Source organism: Lysinibacillus sp. VIII_CA (assembly GCF_049943995.1).
Lineage (GTDB): Bacteria > Bacillota > Bacilli > Bacillales_A > Planococcaceae > Lysinibacillus > Lysinibacillus pinottii.
The window spans coordinates 53,374-77,295 of sequence record NZ_JBNFXM010000005.1 but is presented as its reverse complement, the minus strand read 5'-3'; the positions used below and the strand labels follow the sequence as shown (position 1 = coordinate 77,295).

24 protein-coding genes are annotated in these 23,922 nt (G+C 35.8%); 20 read left to right on the top strand and 4 right to left on the bottom strand.

Translation table 11 applies throughout. From position 1 onward, the window contains the following. Positions 1-137 precede the first annotated feature (137 nt). From ACP3VS_RS09185 to ACP3VS_RS09140, 10 genes are all read left to right on the top strand, one after another. Positions 138-1,625, top strand: a complete 1,488-nt coding sequence (locus tag ACP3VS_RS09185; RefSeq protein WP_031416549.1) for a peptide MFS transporter — start codon at positions 138-140, stop codon at positions 1,623-1,625. Positions 1,626-1,819: 194 nt separating this feature from the next. Beyond that, positions 1,820-2,965, top strand: coding sequence for a M20 peptidase aminoacylase family protein (locus ACP3VS_RS09180; protein ID WP_031416547.1), 1,146 nt, complete (start codon positions 1,820-1,822; stop codon positions 2,963-2,965). Further along, positions 2,965-3,738 (top strand): GNAT family N-acetyltransferase, encoded by a 774-nt coding sequence (locus tag ACP3VS_RS09175; RefSeq protein ID WP_426388567.1) that lies wholly within the window; start codon positions 2,965-2,967, stop codon positions 3,736-3,738. The genes ACP3VS_RS09180 and ACP3VS_RS09175 overlap by 1 nt, the downstream gene beginning before the upstream one ends. A gap of 21 nt (positions 3,739-3,759) precedes the next feature. Continuing rightward, entirely contained in the window at positions 3,760-4,866 is a 1,107-nt protein-coding gene (menC, locus tag ACP3VS_RS09170) for an o-succinylbenzoate synthase (protein ID WP_031416545.1), read from the top strand. 51 nt (positions 4,867-4,917) lie between these two features. Continuing rightward, positions 4,918-5,970: a YkvI family membrane protein gene (locus tag ACP3VS_RS09165; RefSeq protein ID WP_031416543.1), complete on the top strand. Its 1,053-nt coding sequence runs from the start codon at positions 4,918-4,920 to the stop codon at positions 5,968-5,970. A 286-nt stretch (positions 5,971-6,256) separates the two neighbouring features. Continuing rightward, positions 6,257-7,207: an ABC transporter permease gene (locus ACP3VS_RS09160; RefSeq protein ID WP_031416542.1), complete on the top strand. Its 951-nt coding sequence runs from the start codon at positions 6,257-6,259 to the stop codon at positions 7,205-7,207. Beyond that, positions 7,200-8,153 carry an iron chelate uptake ABC transporter family permease subunit gene (locus ACP3VS_RS09155; protein ID WP_422762527.1) on the top strand — a complete coding sequence of 318 codons (954 nt, stop codon included), beginning with the start codon at positions 7,200-7,202 and terminating at the stop codon, positions 8,151-8,153. Before ACP3VS_RS09160 ends, ACP3VS_RS09155 begins: the two co-directional genes overlap by 8 nt. Next, a complete protein-coding gene (locus ACP3VS_RS09150) occupies positions 8,150-8,911 on the top strand; it encodes an ABC transporter ATP-binding protein (RefSeq protein WP_008175175.1) in 762 nt (253 codons plus the stop codon). The genes ACP3VS_RS09155 and ACP3VS_RS09150 overlap by 4 nt, the downstream gene beginning before the upstream one ends. 64 nt (positions 8,912-8,975) lie before the next feature. Further along, positions 8,976-9,995 (top strand): siderophore ABC transporter substrate-binding protein, encoded by a 1,020-nt coding sequence (locus ACP3VS_RS09145; RefSeq protein ID WP_099805357.1) that lies wholly within the window; start codon positions 8,976-8,978, stop codon positions 9,993-9,995. Between the two features lies 1 nt (position 9,996). Next, positions 9,997-10,311, top strand: a complete 315-nt coding sequence (locus tag ACP3VS_RS09140) for an antibiotic biosynthesis monooxygenase family protein (RefSeq protein WP_012295839.1) — start codon at positions 9,997-9,999, stop codon at positions 10,309-10,311. Positions 10,312-10,415: 104 nt separating this feature from the next. On the opposite strand, the gene ACP3VS_RS09135 is transcribed toward ACP3VS_RS09140, so the two are convergent. After that, positions 10,416-10,955: a hypothetical protein gene (locus tag ACP3VS_RS09135; protein ID WP_012295838.1), complete on the bottom strand. Its 540-nt coding sequence runs from the start codon at positions 10,953-10,955 to the stop codon at positions 10,416-10,418. A gap of 339 nt (positions 10,956-11,294) precedes the next feature. Here ACP3VS_RS09135 and ACP3VS_RS09130 point away from each other — a divergent pair, with 339 nt between their 5' ends. The 8 genes from ACP3VS_RS09130 (at position 11,295) to zupT (ending at position 18,401) form a co-directional block, all read left to right on the top strand. Beyond that, positions 11,295-12,197, top strand: coding sequence for a polyprenyl synthetase family protein (locus ACP3VS_RS09130; RefSeq protein WP_099805356.1), 903 nt, complete (start codon positions 11,295-11,297; stop codon positions 12,195-12,197). Between the two features lie 14 nt (positions 12,198-12,211). Continuing rightward, positions 12,212-12,376, top strand: a complete 165-nt coding sequence (comX, locus tag ACP3VS_RS09125) for a competence pheromone ComX (RefSeq protein WP_012295836.1) — start codon at positions 12,212-12,214, stop codon at positions 12,374-12,376. 5 nt (positions 12,377-12,381) lie between these two features. Continuing rightward, a complete protein-coding gene (locus ACP3VS_RS09120) occupies positions 12,382-14,670 on the top strand; it encodes a sensor histidine kinase (RefSeq protein WP_426388566.1) in 2,289 nt (762 codons plus the stop codon). After that, positions 14,645-15,265, top strand: coding sequence for a response regulator transcription factor (locus tag ACP3VS_RS09115; protein ID WP_031416532.1), 621 nt, complete (start codon positions 14,645-14,647; stop codon positions 15,263-15,265). Before ACP3VS_RS09120 ends, ACP3VS_RS09115 begins: the two co-directional genes overlap by 26 nt. Positions 15,266-15,679: 414 nt before the next feature. Further along, positions 15,680-16,579: a hypothetical protein gene (locus ACP3VS_RS09110; RefSeq protein ID WP_012295833.1), complete on the top strand. Its 900-nt coding sequence runs from the start codon at positions 15,680-15,682 to the stop codon at positions 16,577-16,579. 24 nt (positions 16,580-16,603) lie between these two features. Then, positions 16,604-16,768, top strand: a complete 165-nt coding sequence (locus ACP3VS_RS09105; RefSeq protein WP_155726279.1) for a hypothetical protein — start codon at positions 16,604-16,606, stop codon at positions 16,766-16,768. A 48-nt stretch (positions 16,769-16,816) separates the two neighbouring features. Next, positions 16,817-17,425 carry a phosphatase PAP2 family protein gene (locus tag ACP3VS_RS09100; protein ID WP_012295832.1) on the top strand — a complete coding sequence of 203 codons (609 nt, stop codon included), beginning with the start codon at positions 16,817-16,819 and terminating at the stop codon, positions 17,423-17,425. Between the two features lie 166 nt (positions 17,426-17,591). Continuing rightward, positions 17,592-18,401, top strand: a complete 810-nt coding sequence (gene zupT, locus ACP3VS_RS09095; RefSeq protein ID WP_036162366.1) for a zinc transporter ZupT — start codon at positions 17,592-17,594, stop codon at positions 18,399-18,401. A gap of 54 nt (positions 18,402-18,455) precedes the next feature. Here zupT and ACP3VS_RS09090 read toward each other — a convergent pair whose 3' ends face one another. The 3 genes from ACP3VS_RS09090 to thrC form a co-directional block, all read right to left on the bottom strand. After that, the gene (locus ACP3VS_RS09090) at positions 18,456-19,142 is read right to left on the bottom strand and encodes an MtnX-like HAD-IB family phosphatase (RefSeq protein ID WP_031416525.1); all 687 of its coding nucleotides are present in this window, start codon (positions 19,140-19,142) and stop codon (positions 18,456-18,458) included. 114 nt (positions 19,143-19,256) lie between these two features. Next, the gene (gene thrB, locus ACP3VS_RS09085; RefSeq protein ID WP_200990698.1) at positions 19,257-20,171 is read right to left on the bottom strand and encodes a homoserine kinase; all 915 of its coding nucleotides are present in this window, start codon (positions 20,169-20,171) and stop codon (positions 19,257-19,259) included. Then, the gene (gene thrC, locus ACP3VS_RS09080; protein WP_031416520.1) at positions 20,168-21,220 is read right to left on the bottom strand and encodes a threonine synthase; all 1,053 of its coding nucleotides are present in this window, start codon (positions 21,218-21,220) and stop codon (positions 20,168-20,170) included. Before thrC ends, thrB begins: the two co-directional genes overlap by 4 nt. Before the next feature lie 204 nt (positions 21,221-21,424). On the opposite strand from thrC, the gene ACP3VS_RS09075 reads away from it, so the two are divergent. After that, positions 21,425-22,654, top strand: a complete 1,230-nt coding sequence (locus ACP3VS_RS09075; protein WP_031416519.1) for an MFS transporter — start codon at positions 21,425-21,427, stop codon at positions 22,652-22,654. A 317-nt stretch (positions 22,655-22,971) separates the two neighbouring features. Beyond that, the gene (locus ACP3VS_RS09070) at positions 22,972-23,838 is read left to right on the top strand and encodes a MurR/RpiR family transcriptional regulator (protein ID WP_426388565.1); all 867 of its coding nucleotides are present in this window, start codon (positions 22,972-22,974) and stop codon (positions 23,836-23,838) included. The last annotated feature ends 84 nt before the right edge of the window (positions 23,839-23,922 follow it).

Here is a 23,922-nt window from a genome sequence, read left to right as displayed (position 1 = left end):
TAAATTTTCAACATTTTTTAAAACTCTTGCTAAAGTTAAAAAAACGCTTTAGTATGATGAAACACAGTTTTTTAATCCTTATTTTAGGGTAATAATGTTTTTTAAAGAGAATATTTTTAATTGGGAGAGGGTATTGTATGTCTAGTAAAGATGAAGTTGTAAAATCTGTCCCTCAAAATGGTTTTGTTGGACACCCTAAAGGGCTCTTTACTTTGTTTTTCACAGAATTTTGGGAACGTTTCTCATATTATGGTATGCGAGCAATTCTCATTTTCTTTATGTATTACGAATTGAATCAGGGTGGATTAGGTCTAGACCGCGGAACAGCGAACTCTATTATGGCCATTTATGGTTCACTCGTTTATATGTCAGGTATTATAGGTGGATGGATTGCTGACCGAGTATTAGGAACACGTAGAACTATTTTTTACGGTGGCGTGTTAATAATGATTGGCCATTTATTACTAGCACTGCCTGGCGGTGTAACGATGCTATTTGCTTCAATGGCATTTATCGTAATGGGAACTGGGTTATTAAAACCAAACGTTTCAAGTATTGTTGGGGATATTTATGCTGAAACAGATAGCCGCCGTGATGCAGGCTTCTCTATTTTCTATATGGGTATTAATATGGGGGCATTCATTGCACCATTTATTGTCGGAACAATTGGACAAAAGTATAGCTTCCACTTAGGCTTTGGTTTAGCCGGTTTAGGGATGCTTGTTGGGTTAATTGTTTATAAATTGACGGAGAAAAAATACTTAGGCCTAGCGGGTTTACAAGTTAATAACCCATTAAAGCCTGAAGAACGCAAAAAAGTCTTTGCGCAATTTGGTATTGTTGCTTTACTTATTATCATTCTAGGTGCCATTGGTATTAAAACTGGTACTTTAACGATGAATGTATTCAGTTTAATCATTACAGCTCTTGGTGTATTAATTCCAACAGTCTTCTTTATTTATATGTATCGTAGTAAAAAGACAACAAAAGATGAAAAATCTCGACTTCTTGCATATATTCCATTATTTTTGTCAGCCGTTATGTTCTGGGCAATTCAAGAACAAGGGGCAACAATTCTGGCTACGTATGCAGATGAGCGTACACAATTAAGTATTGGTAGCATTCAGCTTCAATCTTCTTGGTTCCAGTCATTAAACCCGTTATTTGTTATAACAATGGCACCATTATTTGCGATGTTATGGCTTAAATGGGGAGACAAGCAGCCTACTACACCACGTAAATTTTCATACGCCTTATTCTTTGCAGGTTTATCATTCCTTGTCATGATGATTCCAGCACACTTATCTGGCGGAGAAACATTAGTTAGTCCTTGGTGGTTAGTACTGTCATTCTTTTTAGTAGTTGTAGGTGAATTATTATTATCACCTGTTGGTTTATCGGCTACGACGAAATTGGCACCACAAGCATTTGCGGCACAAACCATGTCTTTATGGTTTTTAACAAGTGCGGCAGCACAAGCAATTAATGCACAGTTAGTAAAGGTTTATGAAGTTGTAAGCGAATTCACATACTTCGGCTTCTTGGGGTCGCTTTCAATCGTCATTGGTATATTATTGTTAATTTTATCGCCGATTATTTCAAAGGCAATGAAAGGTATTAACTAATTGGAAGATGTAAGTACAGTCCGGCTAATGGGCTGTATTTACATCTTTTTTTGTTATCTAAATAAATGTCTATTTATGAAGTCTAGCGCGAAATATATTATCTTAAGTAGTAATTTTATAAGTTTCTATGTGGAAGATCATTATTTTCGCTATAATAATCATAATTATAAGAAAATTTTAAGGGGTTGGATGGTATGAAAGAAGAATTGGACCGTTTGAGGTCAAGATTAATGGAGATTTTTACGTATTTACACGCCAATCCAGAAATTAGCTGGCATGAGATAGAAACAACTAATTATATAGTAGATTTATTAACGGAAGAAGGGTTTTCGCCAATTCGCTTTAAAAATTCTACAGGTCTTTATGTTGATGTGGGTCATGGTAGTCCTAAAGTGGGTTTACGAACAGATATAGACGCATTATGGCAGGAGGTTGATGGCCATTTCCGTGCAAACCACTCCTGTGGGCATGATGGACATATGACAATGGCTATTGGTACTCTCTTACTATTAAAAGAACAACAGCCATCATTTAATGGTACAATCCGTGTCATTTTCCAGCCTGCTGAAGAAAAAGGGACGGGAGCATTAGCAGTCTTAGAAGAAGGTGTAATTGATGAGCTTGACTATTTATTTGGTGTGCATGTAAGACCCGTTCATGAGCTAGAGGATGGTACATACTGTGCAGCCTTGTATCACGGAGCCTCTCGTTTACTAGAAGGGGAGATTATTGGAGAGGATGCCCATGCTGCAAGGCCACATCTGGGCGTTAATGCAATCGAAGTAGGGGCTACCATCATTGAAGATTTACGAACCATTCATACCGATCCAATGGTACCTGTATCAGTTAAGATGACAAAGTTCCATGCAGGGGGAGAATCAGGCAATATCATACCTGGTAATGCCTCATTTACGATAGACATTCGTGCTCAGCAAAATAATGTTATGGATGATTTAGCGCAAGGGGTCAAACGTGTTATTGATTCCACTAAGCTATTGCATAAGGTGCAGATTGAATTACGTACTGTTGCCAATATTGTAGCTGCGGAAGTTGATACAAGTGCACAATATATTATGGAACAAGCAATTATACAGGCTGCCGGATTATCAAATTTAAGAAAGCCGGTACACACACCTGGTGGAGAGGATTTTCATCATTATGCGGTAAAAAGGCCACACTTAAAAACAACCATGTTGGGCTTAGGATGTGGATTAACACCAGGATTACACCATCCGAAAATGAAGTTTAAACAAGCACGACTTGTTACTGGCGTGGAGATTCTTACGAGAGCAGTCTTATTAGCATTGGAGTCAACAGATACAAAGGAGGCGTCAGCATAATGTTAGAGCAAGTGCAAATTCACAAAGTCATGACACCTATAGAACTGGCAGAGGTCCAAAAGTTGAATGCTGAAATATGGGGAAGCCAAGCAATTCCCACTCACCAATTACTAGCAGTTGTACAAAATGGCGGATTAGTTTTAGGTGCTTATTTAGAAGAAAGGCTAATTGGCTTTAACTATTGCTTTGTGGGCTATCATGATAGAGAAATATACTTACATTCACACATGATTGGCGTAAAGAAAGCATATCGTGAACAAGGTGTAGGTGAGTTATTAAAGCACGCTCAGCAAGAAGAGGTGAGCTTAGCTAATTTGGCATTTTTAAAGCTAAATGCTATTAGTTATCGATACGAAAATGATTATTACGGCGCTCTTGAAGATGACTTTAATGAAGGATTACCTTCAGACAGGCTGATTGTTGAGTGGTGGATAGAACGTGAACAAATGGCTGATAGCATTGATGAACTAGAAGAAATCGCACAGGAAATCGTACCATGGACATTAACTGTCGATGGCTTGCCTGTCCTAGACGTAGATAATACATTTCAAATGGAACATTCCTTTCATCAGGAGGCCTATCTATTACCGATTCCTCAATATTTGCAGAAAGTGAAAGTTGAAAGTCCTAAACTTGCAGAGGACTGGCGCTATAAAATTAGAAAGATCTTAACAGCATTATTCAATCAAGGCTATGCAATTGTACGTGTCAAGAAGCACCCAGAATATGTCCATAGCTATCTGTTAGTCAGACGCTCCTTATTAGCCTTATAATAATTAGAGGGAGTGAAGTTTGTGAAAGTAGAAAAGATTACTTTAAGACATATTAAAATGCCGATGAAAGCACCGTTTTCAACGAGCTTTGGTACAGTCGACGAAAAAGAACTGTTATTAATAGAAGCAAAAGATGAATCTGGGATTACTGGATGGGGAGAGACGGTTGCTTTTGTAGCGCCTTGGTATACAGAGGAAACTTTAAAGACGACATGGCATATGCTGAAAGATTTTCTAATACCCATCTTGCTAAATAAAGAGATCGGGCATCCTGATGAGGTGACTACATTGTTTGCTTCTATTCGCAGAAATTGCATGGCGAAAGCTTCGATAGAAGGTGCTATATGGGATATTTATTCCCAACAAACAAAACAATCTCTCGCACGGGCTTTAGGTGGGCAAAAAACACGTATTGAAGTTGGGGTCAGTGTAGGTATTCAAGCTACAATAGCTCAATTAATAGAAGTAATAAAAAGCCATTTGGAAAAGGGTTACAAAAGGGTAAAAGTGAAAATTAAGCCTGGTTATGATGTAGAAGTGGTACGTGCAATCCGTGCAGAGCTACCAAATTTACCTTTAATGGTCGATGCGAACTCAGCTTATACATTAAATGATATCGCCATATTACAGCAGCTTGATGATTACAACTTACTAATGATCGAACAACCTTTGGCTCCTGATGATATTGTGGATCATGCAACCTTGCAGAAAAACATAAAAACGCCAATATGTTTAGATGAAAGTATCACATCGTATGAAGATGCTCGAAAAGCAATTGAGCTAGGAAGCTGTGGTGTAATCAATATTAAAATTGGACGAGTTGGCGGTCTAACCGAAGCTAAACGAATTCATGACCTCTGCAAGGAGAATCAAATTCCTGTTTGGTGTGGAGGAATGTTAGAGGCAGGAATCGGACGAGCACATAATATTGCCTTAACCTCGCTTAGTCATTTTGTATTGCCTGGAGATACCGCGGGCTCTAGTCATTATTGGTATGAGGATATTATTAATCCAGAAGTCATCGTCAAAGATGGATATATTGATGTACCACAAGAAATCGGTATTGGCTATACACCGAATATGGCAGTTATCGATAAGCTGACAATAAGCAAAGAGGTCTATCAATAAAAATGGAATGAAAATCATTTGCTCTAAAGGAAAAAACGAGGAGAGAACTGATTGAAAAAGAGCTTGCAAATCGGCGGTGCCTATGTAGGAATTATCGTTGGTGCAGGATTTGCATCTGGACAGGAAATTGTCCTCTATTTTACAAGCTATGGCTTTAAAGGGGTTTATGGTGCCCTCTTAGCTATGGTTGGTTTTTCTATTGTTGGTATGTGTGTAGCCCAGGTTAGCTCAAGATTACGCACTGCATCCCACAAGGATTTGATTTATCAGATTTCTGGTCATTCTGTCGGTCTTGTATTGGATTATTTATTATCGCTGTTTTTATTTGGCGTGGCTGTTATTATGTTTGCGGGTGCAGGTGCAACATTACAGCAAATGTTTGGGCTACCTATTTGGCTAGGGAGTATATGTATGATTCTGCTAACCATAGCCACTGTGATGATGGATGTTAAAAGCATTATTAATATTATTGCATTAGCAACTCCTTACTTATTAGCAATTGTTTCTATTATTGCTATCTATGCCATTGCAACAATGGATCTTACCTTTGTTGAACAAGCAGTAATTGCGCAGCAGGCACAAATAAGCTCAAAAAGCTGGTGGTTGACTGCATTGTTATATATGTCATTCAATATTGGGGTAAGTTTCTCATTATTAACGGTGATGTGCGGCTCGGTGCGCAATGATAAAGTAGCTGGAATGGGGGGCATTATTGGCGGAATTCTATTAGGTGCTTTAATTTTGCTTATTAATTTTTCTCTTCTTGCAAAAATGAACGTTGTAATAGGACTAGATATTCCTATGCTAGCATTAGCAAATGAAATTCATCCATTGATCGGGCTATTAATGACATTCTCTTTATTAGGGATGATTTATAATACTGCAGTAGGGATGCTTTATTCTTTTATGGTAAGATTCTTTAAGCCTGATAGACCTAGCTTTAAGGTAGCGGTTGTTTTTATAGGAAGCTTAGGCTTTTTAGCCAGTCTAGCTGGATTTACGACGCTTGTAGCTAAGCTCTATGCAGTAATGGGATATGTAGGTTTAGTCTTAATCATATTTATTATTTCAGCATGGTTAAGAAAAGTAAGACGAATAATATAATGAATAAGAATGGTAATTGAGACGAAGGGATGTTCTCAATTACCATTTTGTTTGGATAAAAAAGTTGTAGAAATAGTGAATTATGTAAGGTAGAAAGTTTGGCGAAAATACTAATATTTCGTTAATTAGACACGTTTTTTAGTTCCTTTTAAATAAAACGAGAATAATTCTCATTTACAGGTTGACTGAGAATAAAAACATGACTATAATGGAAATCGTGAGTAATGATAATCATTTTCACTAAACGTAACATTACACACAAAATTGAAATCTACCGGGGATTACTATGAAAATAAGATATCTTTTAACAGCAACTGTTGTGTTGTCTATAGTATCGCTATTTATCGGAGTAGTAGATATTAAACCAAGTGATCTATTAGACTTCCAATCAGAAGAAACTAGACTATTTTTAATTAGTCGTGTACCCAGACTTGTTGCCATTTTGCTAGCAGGCGCAGGTATGAGTATTGCTGGTTTAATTATGCAAAGCTTAAGTAGGAATAAGTTCGTATCACCAACGACAGCAGGTACTTTAGATGCCACTCGACTGGGTATATTGATTTCCATGATGTTTTTCACAAATGTCACGTATTTCCAAAAAATTTCCTTCGCTTTCATATTTGCTCTAGCCGGCACATTATTATTTATGCAAATATTAAATCGAATTAAGTTTAAAGATGCGATTTTTATACCGCTTATTGGCTTAATGTATGGTAATATCTTGTCTTCCGTGACAACGTTCTTTGCCTATAAGGCAAATATTATCCAAAACATTTCTGCATGGTTACAAGGAGATTTCTCGTTAATCATGAAAGGCCGTTATGAACTGTTATACATAAGTGTACCAGTACTTATCTTAGCTTATATTTATGCCAATCGTTTTACAGTAGCCGGTATGGGTGAGGATTTTGCTAAAAATCTTGGCCTATCCTATAAGTTTGTGGTGAATTTAGGCTTAGTATTGGTGGCTCTTATCTCCACAACAGTGGTGCTAACAGTAGGTGTCATTCCATTCCTTGGTTTGATTATACCGAATATTATTTCACTGTTTAAAGGTGATAATTTGGCAAAAACATTGCCACATACAGCATTACTTGGTATGTCCTTCTTATTATTCTGCGATATTTTAGGACGCGTACTGATATTCCCTTATGAGATACCAATTAGTATGACTGTTGGTGTAATTGGAAGTGCTATCTTCCTAGTTATGTTGTTTAGGGGGAGAGCATATGCGTAATCGTACAAGAATGTTCATTTTACTAGGACTTGCCGTGTTAGCTATCTTATTGTATCTATTTTGGGGATTAAATGGTAATTATCATTATGCTTTTCCGAGACGTGTCATAAAAGTTATAGCGATGGCATTAACGGGTATAGCTATTGCCTATTCAACAGTTGTTTTCCAAACCATTACCCATAATCGGATTTTAACGCCAAGTGTTATGGGGTTAGATGCTTTGTATATGTTGATTCAAACATTCATCTACTTTTTCTTTGGCTCTACATCTATTTTAGTTATCAATATTTACTATAATTTTACTCTTGCTATCGTATCAATGATTGTTTTCGCTTTAGTTTTTTATCGAGTATTGTTTAAAGAAGGAAAGCGACCTATTTATTTTTTACTACTAGTGGGTATGATTGTTGGTACGTTTTTAGGGAGCATTACAACATTCTTCCAAGTATTAATCGATCCTAATGAATTTTTAGGTTTACAAAGTAAAATGTTTGCAAGTTTTAATAATGTTAATTCAGATTTAGTTTGGCTAGCTGGTGTAATCATTTTGATAACATTTATGTATGGTTGGCGTCATATGAATAAATTAGACGTCATGTCGTTAGGACGTGATACAGCAATTAATTTAGGTGTACCATACGATAAGCTGGTACAACGTATGTTAATTTTAGCTTCTATCTTGATTTCCATTTCAACAGCATTAGTTGGGCCTATTACATTCTTTGGTTTAATTGTTGCGAATTTATCGTATCAGTATTTTAAAACATACAAGCATTCCATCTTAATTGCTGGTTCTTGTGTAATGAGTATTATTGCTTTAATCGGTGGGCAGTGGATGGTTGAGCGAGTATTCACTTTCAGTACTACACTAAGTGTCATTATTAATTTTGTGGGTGGGGTATACTTCATCTACTTATTATTAAGAGAAAGTAGGTCAGCAGGATGATACAAGTGAAAGAAATTACGAAGTTTTTCGGAAAAAAACCTGTCGTTCAAGATGTAAGTGTCGATATTGTTTCAGGGAAAATTACGTCTTTTATTGGACCAAATGGTGCAGGGAAGTCCACGCTACTTTCAATGGTAAGCCGTTTACTGAATGCAGATACTGGAGAAGTTCTACTCGATAAAGCAGATGTAAGGCGCTGGAAATCGGATGATTTTGCCAAGCGAGTATCCATATTAAAACAGTCTAACTTTATGAATGTCCGCTTAACGATTCGTGAGCTTGTATCCTTTGGACGTTTCCCTTATTCAAAAGGAAATTTAAAACCAGAAGATGAAGAAAAAGTGGATGAAGCTATTCAATATATGAATTTAGAAGATATTCAACATAATTACTTAGATGAATTATCAGGTGGTCAACGTCAGCGTGCTTTTATCGCAATGGTTATTGCTCAGGATACAGAATATATCCTATTGGACGAGCCATTGAATAATCTAGATATGAAACATTCTGTTCAGATTATGAAGATTTTGCGTAAGCTAGTGGATGAGTTAGGGAAAACAGTTGTAATTGTACTACATGACATTAATTTTGCTTCCGTTTACTCAGATAATATTGTTGCATTAAAAGATGGTCGTGTTGTGAAAAATGGTTCTACCAACGATATCATTAACTCAGACGCACTCAAGGAAATCTATGATATGGATATTCCTGTTCAAGAGCAGGATGGCTGCAGAATTTGTGTTTATTTTAATTCTTAGAAATAGTAGCAGATGGTTTAACCATCCATTAACTATAAAATAAATTTAAAGGAGAAATTTCAAAATGAAAAAATGGAAATTACTAACAATATTAATGGCGATGATGCTATTAGTTTTAGCTGCTTGCGGTTCAAAAGACGAAGCAAAGGAAGAAGATAAAGGTAAGTCAACTGACAAACCAGCAGAAGAACAAAACGAGGCATCTGCAGCATACCCAATAACAATTCCAGGTAGCACAATCGAAGGTCGCGATGGTAAGACTACATTTGAAGAAGTAAAGCTTGATAAGATCCCAGAAAAGGTTGTTGTTTTTGATAATGGTTTCCTAGATACTTTAGATGCATTAGGGGTTAATCCTACTGCAGTAGTACAAGATTCATTACCATCTTACTTAAGCAAATATAAAGATAGCACTTATGTAAATGCTGGTACTTTATTTGAGCCTGATTATGAAAAATTATCTGAAATCAACCCAGATATTATTTTCATCTCTGGTCGTGCGTCAGCAGCTTATGCTGAGTTATCTAAAATTGCTCCAACAGTTTACATTGGAGTAGATAATAAAAACTTCCTAGAGTCATTCAAAGCTAATACAGAATTAGCTGGTAAAATTTTCGGTAAAGAAAAAGAAGCGGCAGATGCAATCGCTGCATATGAAGCTAAAGTTGAAGAAGTAAAAGGCAAAGCAACAGCATCAGAAGAGAAAGCTTTGATCGTATTAGGTAGTGAAGGCGCATTATCAGCGTATGGTTCAGGTTCACGTTTCGGTGTTATCCACGATGTATTTGGTGTGAAAGCTGCTGATGAGAATGTTAAAGTTGGAACACATGGTGATAATGTAAGTTTTGAATATGTACGTGATACAAATCCTGATATTCTATTTGTAGTTGACCGTGACGCAGTTGTAAACGAAAACGGCGAGTCTGGTACTAAAGGCGCGATTGAAAACGAAATCGTAAGTGCAACGAATGCTGTGAAGAACGGTAAAGTGTTCTACTTAGACCCAGAAGTTTGGTATCTTTCAGGTGGCGGTTTACAATCTGAAACACTAAAAGTTGAAGATGTATTAAAGGCGTTTAACTAATATGTTTGTACAAATTAAACGTATCGTTGTGACGGAAGGGAATTCGGATAAAGTGGTGGAACGTTTTGGCGCAAAGCCAAACAGTCCATCATTACTTGAACAACAACCTGGTTTCATTGATAAGCAGGTGCTGGTCAAGAAAGTTCGCCGTGGTGATGAGGAAGTGCTAGTGATGGTTCGTTGGGAATCAGAAGAAGCATGGAAAAATTGGGAGAAGAGCCCTGAGCATATTGCGGGTCATAAGGCAAGTGCAGGTAAGCCAAAGCCTGAGCATATCGTTGAAAGCGGACAAGAAGTTTATTATGTAAAAGGTTAATAGCCTAGAGGTGTCTCAAGCGATTGAGGCACCTTTTTGTTGTAAATAAAAGCAGATAACGATGGAATCAGAGAAGGGACACCAATGCTATCTGCTTATTTATATTAATGGGTAATCGGTGTTTTTATGGAACTACAAAATGTAGCATCCATATTAAAGGAAATAGTGCTTTCATTAATGGACAATCCCGAGATATTTATATTTTCATCTAATTTATGAGTAATAGATGAGTCTGTCACTGCTGCTAGCCCTCTAGCATTAATAATCGTGTAATTCGCTGTCATGTAAGTGGTAGGTGATTCTATATTTAATCCAAAGGTTAATGGATTGACGGATGGCATACTAAATAAATTGTCATTCGGTACTTTTATAATGCCATATTGCTGAATATAGTAATCTCTTTTTTGCTGAAAAGAATCTTCAAATCCAGGAACATCACTAATTAAGTTTGAAAAGGTTGAAAGCTTTTTATAGACCGTTAAAGTTTCTTGATAAGCTTTTAATTCAGATTGAGTAATAATCCTTTCAATTCGTAGTTGCTCCTCTGTAGGCTTTTTAATTATAATCTCTTCAGCTGAGACAGAGATATTACATGAAAAAGTAGCCGTAAGTATGAAAACAGTTTCGTTAAATCCATTTTTCATTTTTAAAACACTCCCAGTACATAAAAATTCATGTTCATCAATCTATCAGGACAATGAGAAAATCAAATGTTATTACTATAAGCGTAACATCTGTCATAACGCCATTTCAATGGTGAGTTTACGCCAATTTTATGGCGGTACATCGTTCTCTACCGCCATTTTATCCTTATCAATTAGGTAAAAAATGGCGTGGTTTAAGTAATTAACGCCACTTTTTGGCGCTCTTCAACTTTATATAGTGATTTATGGAATTATATGTATATATTATTGGTGCTGCTAGTATTAATTCCCACTAATCTATATAATATCTATTAATATATCGGAGAGGAGAGAGGACTATTGAACGGGTTGGATGAGTGTATTAATAAATCATTGGACATTCTCATTGAAAGTGAAACATTTCTTAGTCATGAGCTAAAACATTTGTTTAAAAGCTTTAAAGAAGAAAAAATAGATGCAGGTTTTTCTTTTGGTAAATTATGCTGTTTGCATTTTGAGGCGTTTTCAAATAGTAGAAATAACGACATATACAAAATTGCTGCAGCAGTTGAACTCTTAATATTGTCATTTGATATTATCGATGATCTTCAAGATAAGGATTCAGATAATAGTTGGAGCAGGACACCAGAGCTTTCTTTAAATGTTGCTCTAGCTATGCTGATTATGGCTTCAAAAACAATTGATGAAACGTCTTTTGAGCATAAAAGAGCTGCTATAAAAATACTTGAAGAATGCGCATTAAAAAGTATAAGTGGTCAACAATTAGACTTATTAAATAATTGCCGCGATGAAGATTCTTATGTACAAATGATTACGCTTAAATCAGGTTCCTTAACAGCGATGAGTTGCTTAATTGGAGAGGTTCTTGCCAAAGGGGAAGTATCCCAAGAAGTAGAGGCTTATGGAAAGTACATAGGCATTATTCAGCAAATTAAAAACGATATCCAAAGTTTGAAAGCATGGGGACCGAAAAATGACCTACTAAACAAAAGATTCTCCCTGCCGATTATTTATCTTTTATCCCAGAAAAATGATGTTTCAAAATCTGTAGCTGACTATTATAATGATGATATAGTTACAATTTTGGATCATAAAGAAGCAGAAAATGAGTTGACAAATGGCGGGGCAATACGCTATGCACTTACTGTGAAAAATGTCTATAAATTGAAGGCAATAAGTTATCTTGAAAATGTAGAATTAAATGATTTAGCTAAAGACTACCTACAAAAATTAATAAAATGATGAGGAGCGATAGGATGATTAATGTAATTCAGTACTTAGAACAAAACCCAAGCCTAGTTGCATTATTAAAAGAACAGAGAGCCTCATTAATTGGAATTTCATCTATAGAACAAGTAGCAATTTTAGAAGCTTTTATTGATGAAATGCAAATGCCTATAGAAAGTGATATTTGGAACTAAATACGTTGCGTTCAAATTTTTTTTGGCCCGCTATAGTCCTTTATTTAGCGTTAGGTTTATATTTAAATTTTGTGAATTATAGCGCGCCATATATTCAAATTGGGGTAGAAGAAAAAGATGGTAAATGGCTAGTATCTCAACTATATTATAAAGATTGGGCTAAGGGGCAGAATATAACCATTGGTGATGCAGTTTTAAACGTAGATAATGGCCCGATTGCCGAGCTAAATCAATTGAAATATAAATCAAAAATATTATCTGCCAATGATCTTACAATTATGAAGCCAGATGGAAAAATAATAAATATACATATTAAACATTTAGATATTCCTCAGCAGTTCTTTTATGTATTAATTGTTCCGGCTTGCTATTATTTATTAACGTTATTTGTTGCTTTTTATTTATATTACAAACAAAGAAATACTAGGTTAACAGATTTACTAATTCTTTTTATATTAACTGTTTCGCTAGCTTATGTAAGTAGTGGAGTCTCCGGTAGGCTGGATGGGATAGGAATTATTGTAAATCGTACTACTATGTTATTATGTTTAGTGATTTTATTACATTTTTTAAGAAATTATTTTTCATTTATGAAAACAACATGGATGTTTACGAATAATATCCGGTTCTTTTATTTAATGCCTTTCATTGGTTTTGTATTGGCTTGTATTGGAACTGCTTTCCCTGCTTCAAATGATGGACTTTCAAATATTGTATTATTGTTATTTCTTATTCTGCTTATAATTATCTTAGGTATTTTATTAGTAAGCTATTTCAAATATAACTCACCTCAGTTGAAGATTTTATTGAGTAGTATAATGATTCCATTTTTACCATTTCTATTTTTGTATGTACTTCCAAAAATCCTTTTTCATACGTATATCCTTTCATCTGAGATTAGCTCCTTATTTTTATTACTGATACCTTTTAGCTTTATCTTTACACAATTAGCAGAACGACTATTTGACATCGAGTATCATATTACTAGATTGCGCTACTATATTATTTTTTCTTTAATATTTACCCTATGGTTCACAGTTGGATTGTACTTCATTGCGGGTCAATATTTAAAAATCAGTGTTATGTCAGGTGTGTCCTTCTTTACATTTTCTTCGTTAGTCATACTCTTTTATGTAAAAGAAAAAGTTGATTATCGTAAGCGGAAAATACTATTTTCAACAAAAGGTGATTATATTCATCAGCTGTACACGGCTGTAGATAAAATTGGGAAAACCGTTAAAATTGATGAGCTTTTAGAGAAATTCGCTTATGAGGTTTCTGTTCATCTGGAGCTAGAGGATGTTTTTGTCTTAACGTATAGCTATTGTACGAATGAATTCCTTACAAATAGTGGGGAAAGAATTTTGTTACAAGCTGACACAATGGATGATATTAGATTAGGAGAAATACGTAAGATTGATAAAATTTATTTAGCATTTCTCCATCAGGATGCACATTATAAAAGAGCTTTAGTGCTGGGACATAACAATACCATTCATTTAAAAGACGAGGAGCTACTATGGCTCGAATTGCTCCTATTGTATGTAAATAATTTTATTGAAAATACAAAGATGGTGGAAGAACTATTAGATGAATTAAAGCATATGAAACAAGCTGACGACGGTCAATTGCCGTGGCTTAATAAGCTATTATGGTTGAGATTTGAAGAAGAAAAATATCAGTTAGCTCAAGAGTTACACGACACTAATTTGCAGGAACAACTTCATATTGCCAGAGAGGTAGATGTCCTTGTTAACGCAAAGGATACATCAGACATGCAGGAGAAGCTTGCTCAAATTCATAAGCAAATGGTTGACTCTCTATATGAATTACGAGCATACTGTGAGAATTTAAAGCCTCCATTACTGGATACATTAGGTTTAAATGCGGCATTAGAAAAGTTAATTCGGAAGGTTCAAGAGAGAGCTAACTTTGTGTTAATCTATTCAATAGACCGTTTATATTTAGAAGATGAGCGTATGAATTTAATGATTTATCGATTATTCCAAGAGCTATTTAATAATGCCTTAAAACATTCCTATGCAACAGCTGTTGAAATCCATCTAAAGGAAATGAATGATGGTTTTGAAATTATTTATTATGACGATGGTGTAGGGTGTAATGTAGAGGATATTATCGTAGCAGAGTCAATGGGTATCCGAGGTATGCAGGAGCGAGTAAAAGCCTTTAATGGTTATTTTTATGTTGACTCACAACTAAACCAAGGGATGTCTATTAGAATAGCAGTTAAAGAAGGGAGTGAAACACATGATTACCATGCTCATAGTGGATGATCACCCTATAGTTTTAGAGGGAACTAAAAACTTATTTCAAGAAAATGAAGATATCATTATTGATACGGAAAGTGATGCCACTTGTGTCATTCAAAGAATAAAAAATAAGCCATATGCTATTTACTTGATTGATATTAACATGCCGTTGGAAAATGGCATTAATTTAGCCCGTAATATTAAAGCCATTCAGTCGGATGCTTCCGTTATCCTTTATACAGGAGACGATATAACAGATTATTATCCCCTAATTTTAGAGAGAAAAATAGAAGGTATTTTAGCAAAAACAGCCTCTAAGGAGCAGATCATACGAACAGTTAGGGCGATTGCAAATGGTGAATTTGTTTTACCGAAAAATTTCTTAGATTTTCTCGATGATAAATTTAAACTTCAAAATGCTAAAGATATTCATTTAAATGAAAAAGAAAAGAAAATTTTAAGACTTATTGCAGAAGGTCATACAAATAAAGCAATTGCGATTGAACTCAATATTCCTCAGCGAACTACTGAGAGATATTTAACACAGCTGTTTTCTTTGCTAAATGTAGATTCAAGAACAGAGGCTGTCAATCTTGCTGAAAGAATGAATTTACTCTAAGGAATTTCCATGTTATACTTTTGATGTATTTTCCTACAAAAGGTACTTTCTTACAAAAATTCTTCTCTTATAATACTGTGTAAAAAAATACCTTATTTATATGCTGAAGTTACTATAATCTTTTTAAAACACCGCCAAAAAAATGGCGGTGTTTTTTGAGAACCGCCAAATCACGCCATAATTTTGCATGAATCACGCCAAAAAATTGGCGTAAACCCGAAGTTGAAATATCGGTATAAGTACTGGTACGCTTAAATTACCGTGGTTAAGTAGATTTGCTATAGTGAGTAGTAATACAAATGATTTTCTTCAACAAAAAGTAACCCTAACTATGTATGTAAACGGTAGATTATAGAATGGTAACTAGCAGTCAATATACTTCACCATAAAACTTTATAAAGGTAGGCGTGTATTGTGAAAGTAGAACTCGAAAATTTGTTTTCTATAGATGAATCTAGTCAAGATCAAGTGATTAACGTTTATAATCGTCATGGTATTGCTATTGGTGCGCCTGAAATTAGAAAGAGAAATTTAAAAACAAAATTTAATCCTATTTTTACATTAAACGAAGATGTAACATACGAGAAAGTAGCTGCTTTATATGAGTCATTAGAACGTGAATTTGGTATTGTCTCAATTGGAGAACGATTCTACTTTGAATTTTCTGATTTGGAGTATGAACGAGCACCGTTGTTTACTTTAAATTCAACAGGAAATTCACCTGAAATGTTTCTAGAGGATAAAGGGACATTATTTACTTTAAGTACTCATTGTAAGAATTGCGGACTTATGGATAAAGAGCAATTATCTCCTATAGTTATTGACACTTCACACATGAATGGACGTCATTTAGTGCATGTAAGTGGATATTGGGTAGCTTCTGAGGAACTGGTAGCACTACTGAAAAGGGAAAAACTAGAAGGGTTTGAATTTTTAGAGGTAATCCATCAGGGACCTGAGCAAGGAAAACAGCCAGCTTATCAAATTATTCCTACACAAATCCTACCCGCATGTAGTCATGATAGAGTAAAATTATACTTTGCAACTGAACAACCTCCATGTAGCTGTGGTTTGAATGGAGTTATCAAAGGGCCAGATATGTATTATCAGGAAGATTTAGCAGCGTTGAAAGGCGACGTCTTTTACTCAGCTGAATGGAGTCATGATGGAAGATATCTTTATAAAAAAACCTTATTTAGTAAAAGGTTTAGAGAAGTTATTATCAAACATGGAATCTCCCGTGAAGTAAGAGGAGAAAAAGATCCAAACTTTGGTCCAACGGATTGGCTATTTGATCCAGTGCTCATCAAATAATAGCTGTAGAACAGGAGTGTGTGGATGATATTTAGAAAAATACTACCTATCGTGGCTATTTTATTCATTGTTGCATTGGTTGTCTCTAATTACTTTAACAAACCTAATGAACAGTCCACGATGATCACTCAAGAATGCAACGATGTATTTAATAAAATTAATGCTTCTCTCCCTCTAGTTCGGACATAATTATGTTATGATGTGAAGATCATAGCAATATGTTTTTGAGGTGAAAGTATGAAAAAATGGGCCTATCCTTTGGCAATCATTACACTAATTATATTTATTTTTTTAAGTTTAACTTTTCAAAGTGATTGGATGAATAAGTTTGATACAAAAATGGCACATGTCTTTTTTGGGAATCAATTTCTTGAAGTCTTTCATTATATAGGAGAACCTATATTTGTTGTTATTGTAGCAGTAATTTTGATTGTGTATTTAGCGTGGAAGACAAAAAATTATCGAGGTATGCTATTTATTGTTTTAACATTTGCGGCAGGGAATGTGTTAAATCAAGTATTAAAAAAATGGATTCAACGAGCACGACCTGAAATTGAAGATCAATTAACATCTTATAGCTTTCCATCGGGACATGCGATGACCGGTATTCTGTATTTATTTGCAACCGCATATATATTAGCTGAAAATAATAGTAAAGGTCGTAAAATCCTATTGTGGCTTGGAGCTACGATCCTGATGGTGCTTATAGGATTATCCCGTATAGCTGGCGCAAGACATTTTGCTACTGATGTACTCGCAGGCTGGAGTATGGGATATACTTGGTTCATTATTTGTGTCATCTGGTATGAACGTCGTAAAAGAATATTCCAATCGGATCATAAATAGATAGTGAGAGCAGTATCAAAATTCATATGAATTGATACTGCTTTTTTGTGCGCAAACGGATGAAGCAAGGTCAATGGACCAAATTTACCTTGTAAAAAAGAATTGCTCTTAGGAAACTTCTGCGTTAAGATGAGTACAATAAAAAAAAGGGAAAAGGAAGAAGGGTATGGACGGAAACGTTTTACTAGCATTTGGACTGACTCTATTTGCAGGGCTTGCAACTGGAGTAGGTAGTTTAATAGCTTTTTTTACATCAAGAACAAATACAAAATTTCTATCGCTAGCATTGGGTTTTTCAGCAGGCGTTATGATTTATGTCTCACTTGTTGAGATTTTCGTTAAGGCTAAAGATGCTTTAACGAATGCATTAGGTAATACGAATGGTTATTGGATGACAATTGCCGGATTTTTCGGTGGTATGTTATTCATTGCCTTAATCGATAAATTCATTCCAAAATCAACAAATCCTCATGAAGTAAAGCTAGTAGAAGATGTGAATGCAATAAAGCCACAGGTGAATGAAGATCATTTGATGAAGATGGGTATTTTTACAGCTCTGGCTATTGGAATCCATAACTTTCCTGAGGGTATCGCTACGTTTATGTCAGCTATTAACGATCCCAATGTAGGAATTGCCATTGCCATAGCAGTAGCGATTCATAATATTCCTGAGGGGATAGCAGTGTCTGTTCCAATTTTCTTTGCAACGGGCAACCGTCGAAAGGCTTTTAAATTATCATTTTTATCAGGGTTAGCAGAGCCAGTTGGTGCATTAGTTGCCTTCTTGCTGCTTATGCCATTTTTAACAGACGTTATGTTTGGCATCATTTTTGCTGGAGTTGCAGGTATAATGGTCTTTATTTCATTGGACGAATTATTACCGGCAGCGCAGAGGTATGATGAAACCCATTTATCAATGTATGGCTTGGTAGGGGGAATGGCTGTTATGGCCATCAGCCTAGTATTATTAGTATAAGTCAATATGAAAAGGGAGCCATTTATAAAATGGTTCCCTTTTTTTAGGCATGCATTAAGTTGTTGGTACAGCATGGTTGGTTTCCATAAGTTCTTGCACAATTTTTAGACAGTCATGGAATGTGATAAATGGTTTATATGAAACATGAAGCTCTTCACAGCGCTGAATGAGATGGTCTCTAGCCAGAACAATATCAGCTTGTTTAGCAGCTTCAAAATCTGAAAGAGAATCACCGATAACAATTTTAAAATGCTCTTCTTTTGCGACTTTCCGCATAACGCTAGGCTTACAGCAGCCGCATCCTTGAGTACTATATTTTGCACATTCCTCATCACAGCTATTTGAATAAATTAGTTTAATTTGTTCACCAGAAAAATCCGCTTTATTGCAGTAGATACCTGAGAAAGGGCCGTATTTTTCTACTAAAGGCTCAATAAAAAAATCGACTCCTCCACTTACAATATAAAACGGAATGTCATGATTTTGGGCATATCGAACAAAATCTTCGAATCCTTCACGTATGACGGCTGTATCCATAAGATATTGAATGACTTCATCTTTTTGTTCAGTAGAAAGTAAATGAAACATAGCAGAGAGTCCATCTTTAAATGAAATTGTTTGCTCCATCATAGCTTTCGCAATCTTCTCAGATTCTTGCGGAACAAATTCTGTCATCAGGGAAAAAATATTATCAGTTTCTGTTATCGTGCCATCGAAATCACAGAATATAATTGGCTTCAAGATAGTTCCTCCTTAGAAAAGCGCGTATCTCAATAATAGGTGTTTCAGGTCATACCCTATACTTCTATAATATTAGTTTTATCCTCCCTTGCTTTCAAGAAAAAACGCCTACTATTAAAGTAGACGTTTCATATATTCACGTACTTGTATACCTTGCTCATCAGCTTTTGTTACAATCACTTGATGTTCAGGAAATTGTTTTTTCATAGTTTGAACAAAATCACCAGCAATAGTAGAAGGAATAATAGAAATCAATGTAGGACCAGCCCCGCTTAAAGCAGTCCCGTAAGCACCATTCTTCTTAGCGGCTGTACGAATTTCACTATACTCGGGAATTAACTTTGCACGAAACGGTTCATGAAATAAATCTTCTTCCATATAACGGCCCGCACGCTGGAAATCACGTGCCATTAGTGAAGCAGCTAGCATATTAGCATTTGCTGAAGCATGAACAGCATAAGCTCTGTCAAATTGCTCTGGTAATACAGATCGAGATTCGCTCGTTTTTAATTCAACATTCGGTATATATACCACAAAGGAAGCATCAATTTTATTGATATGGAAAGTATCAACATTTCCTTTTCCATCCATAGATGAAATGGTTAACCCCCCTAAGACTGACGCGGTTGCGTTATCTGGGTGTCCTTCAATTTGAGATGATAAGTTGAGTTTATCTTGTACCGATAAGCCAAGCCCACATACTTGATTGGCTAGTTCAATACCTGCAACTATCACAGCCGCACTGCTTCCAAGCCCACGTGCTAATGGTAGCTCACTAGCCATTTCCACACGACATGCAGGTAATTGTTGCCCATATTGCTCAGCAACTTTTTTTGCAATGACGTATAGTAAATGTTCTTCAAGCTCAAACTCTTTAGGACCGTTATCATCAAGATGGATGATAGCCCATGTATCCTGTAAAGTAACTGTTAATTGTAAGTATAGAGACAAGCCGAGTCCTATGGAATCAAAGCCAGGCCCTAGATTGGCTGTGCTTCCTGGAACTGAGATTTGCCACGTTTTATTCATAGTATTCCCTCGATATATTCTCGAATTTCATTTTCATCATTTTTAAGGGATACTACTTCTACTGTGGATACATCCATGGCTGTATCAGGATCTTTTAGTCCATTACCTGTGAAGATTGTCACTACTTTTGAACCCATTGGAATTTTTCCGCTTTCCACCGATTTAATAACACCTGCTAATGATGCAGCAGACCCTGGTTCAACGAAAATACCTTCTGTATTTGCGATTAACTTATAAGCTGCAATAATTTCTTGATCCGTTACGGAGTCAATTATACCTCCAGATTCATCTCGAGCTGCTTCTGCCAATTTCCAGCTAGCTGGATTACCAATTCGAATAGCAGTGGCAACTGTCTCTGGATTGGCAATAGGCTCTCCTTTGACGATTGCTGCTGCACCTTCAGCTTCAAAGCCATACATCTTGGGTAGACCAGAATCTTTAGCAGCATGATATTCTTTAAAGCCCTTCCAGTAAGCAGTAATATTCCCTGCATTTCCAACTGGGATGCATAGATAATCAGGAGCTGAGCCTAAGGCATCTACAATCTCAAATGATGCAGTTTTTTGACCTTCAATGCGGTATGGATTGACGGAGTTGACAAGAGCGACAGGAGTTGTTTCACTTACTTGGCGAACAATACTTAAAGCATCATCAAAGTTACCGTCAATCTCAATGATTTTTGCACCATACATAGTTGCTTGTGCAAGCTTACCAAGGGCAACTTTTCCTTTAGGAATTACAACGATGGATTGAATACCAGCTCTTGTAGCATAAGCAGCTGCAGCAGCAGATGTATTTCCTGTTGAGGCACAAATAACACATTTACTACCATCTTCAATAGCTTTGGCCACTGCAAATACCATACCACGGTCTTTAAAAGAGCCGGTTGGGTTTGCACCCTCAATTTTACCGTAAAGCTCAATGCCTAATTTCTTGGATAAATTCACTAAATGTATAAGAGGCGTATTGCCTTCGTTTAAAGTTAATGCAGGTGTATTTTCTGTTACAGGTAAAAATTGTTTATATTCTTCAATAAGGCCTTTCCACATAAAGATATGATCTCCTTTTGTTCTCATAGAAAGAACAGTTGTTTTTGTATAAAAGACATTTTAACGCAAATCACACTATTATTTCAATAGCATTTCATAAATTGTCGAAACAATTCGGTAATTTGAATTTTGCTTGTCACTTTCTTGAAACAACTGTATAGTAATCTTGTAATGTAAAGTCAAGTGTAAAGACAGGTGGTTGAAATGACGACAAATACTGTAGGAACAAATAAATCGAAGCAAACAATTTCTAGAAATAGACTGTTGGGTATTGCGGGTATTGGGTGGCTTTTTGATGCAATGGATGTTGGGATATTATCGTTTGTCATTGCAGCATTGGCAGCAGATTGGGGACTGACACCAAGTCAATCTGGTTGGATTGGTAGTATTAATTCAATTGGAATGGCTGTAGGAGCCCTTGTATTTGGTGTTTTTGCCGACAAGGTAGGGCGAAAGCAAATTTTTATGTGGACACTTGTCCTATTTTCCATTGCGAGCGGTTTGTCTGCTTTTACGACTACATTAACAGCATTTTTAATGCTACGATTTTTAGTAGGAATGGGCCTGGGCGGAGAATTACCTGTTGCATCCACATTAGTGTCTGAAAGTGTGGCAGCAAAAGAAAGAGGGCGCGTAGTTGTTTTATTGGAAAGCTTTTGGGCAGCGGGATGGCTAATTGCCGCATTAATATCCTATTTTGTTATTCCAACGTGGGGATGGCGAGTAGCGTTAGTCTTAACAGCACTCCCTGCATTTTATGCTATTTATCTTCGATGGCATCTCCCAGATTCACCGCAGTTTATGGTGAAAAAAGAGGCCAAAGCGCGTAGTATCCTTCAAAATATAAAAGAAGTTTGGTCAAAAAAATATGCACGTTCCACATTGATGCTTTGGGTGCTGTGGTTTACAGTTGTATTTTCGTATTACGGTATGTTCCTATGGCTTCCAAGTGTCATGGTTGGTAAGGGCTTTGATATGATTACAAGTTTTAAGTACGTTCTCATTATGACATTAGCTCAATTACCTGGTTATTTTACTGCCGCATGGTTTATTGAAAAATTTGGGCGGAAATTTGTGCTTGTTTCCTATCTAATTGGTACAGCAGTGAGTGCTTTCATTTTTGGGAATGCTGATACACTTGTCGTACTAGTATTATCTGGCATGTTTTTATCTTTCTTTAACTTAGGTGCATGGGGGGCGTTATATGCTTATACACCTGAGCAATACCCTTCTATTATTCGTGGTACTGGTGCAGGAATGGCAGCTGCTGCAGGGCGAATTGGTGGGATTTTTGGGCCCTTACTAGTAGGTTCTTTATTAACAGCTGGCTATGATATAGGCTTCATTTTTGCCATTTTCTGTGGAGCAATAATTATAGGTGTTGTGGGCGTCATATTTCTTGGGAAGGAAACCAAGCAGCTAGAATTAGAATAATAAATAAAATAATGTCCTGGATAAGAGTAATCGATCCAGGACATTTTTGTCTTTATTCGCTAGTATAATGCATAATAATTAGTAATTATTAATTTTTATTCAAAGTAATTAATAATTTTGATAAAATGAGAAGTCATCATTGAAAAGGAAAAAAGTATAAAAAATCGACATATTAGCAGGTTAATGCGCTGAAGATTTTTCAGAAAAGTCATTGTATTCAAATTGCAATCGTGATACTGTATTTTTAATCGAATTTTGAGTAAGTAGGAAACAATCTCCCATTCGTGATAAGGTCATTGAAAGAAAGGTTGTTAGGAATGAGCATTCGTGAGGATATAAAGAAAAGGTTTGTAAGACTCTCAAAGGGGCAGCGTAAAGTAGCACAATTTGTAATGGATAATCCCAATACAGTGATTGCTAATGGAGCAGCAGAAGTAGGCAGACTGGCTAATGTAAGTGAATCAACGGTTATTCGCTTTTGCTATGCCATGGATTTATCGGGATATGTGGAGCTGCAAGAAGAAATAAGAGGCTATATTATGTCCCAAGATGTAGGAACAAATCTACAATCTACCTATACGGGTAATAAGCTAGTTAATTCTAGCTTTGGGAAGGTAATGCAGCGGGATAGCCGAAACATTCAGGAAACAATTCAATTAATTAATGATCAGCAAATTCAAACAAGTTCAAAATGGATGCATGAAGCAGAAAATATCTATATTCTAGGGACTCGTGAGGCTGTATCTATAGCAAATTGGTTATCCAACACATTAAAAACACTACGTTCTAATATTAAGCAGCTTCGAATAGATTCGGATGAAATTATGAATCAAATTAATAACATGGGAGAGCGTACAACATTAATAGTTTTATCGTTTGATCAACAGTTAAAGGATATTCAAACGATTGTTGAAATTGCAAAGATGAAGAAAGTAAAAATTATTGCGATTACCGGAACTGCATTTTCACCGGTTCGTGAATATGCTAATATTTTGTTTGCACTTGGAACCAACAAGCATTCCTCGTTAGATATAGTGCCCGTTTTGTTTTCTTTCTTACACGCTTTATTAGAGGAAATGATTAACCAAGACAAGGGGCAGTATGAAAAATATCAAAAATCCAATGAGCAAGTAGATAGTAATATATTATTCCTGAATGCTGCTAGAGAGAAAAGGGTATTTTAATGTTATGCATAGAAAAGTATTATTTTACTTTTCTATGCGTTTTTTTATAGGGAACATATATAAAAAGATGTCCAAATACGCTTT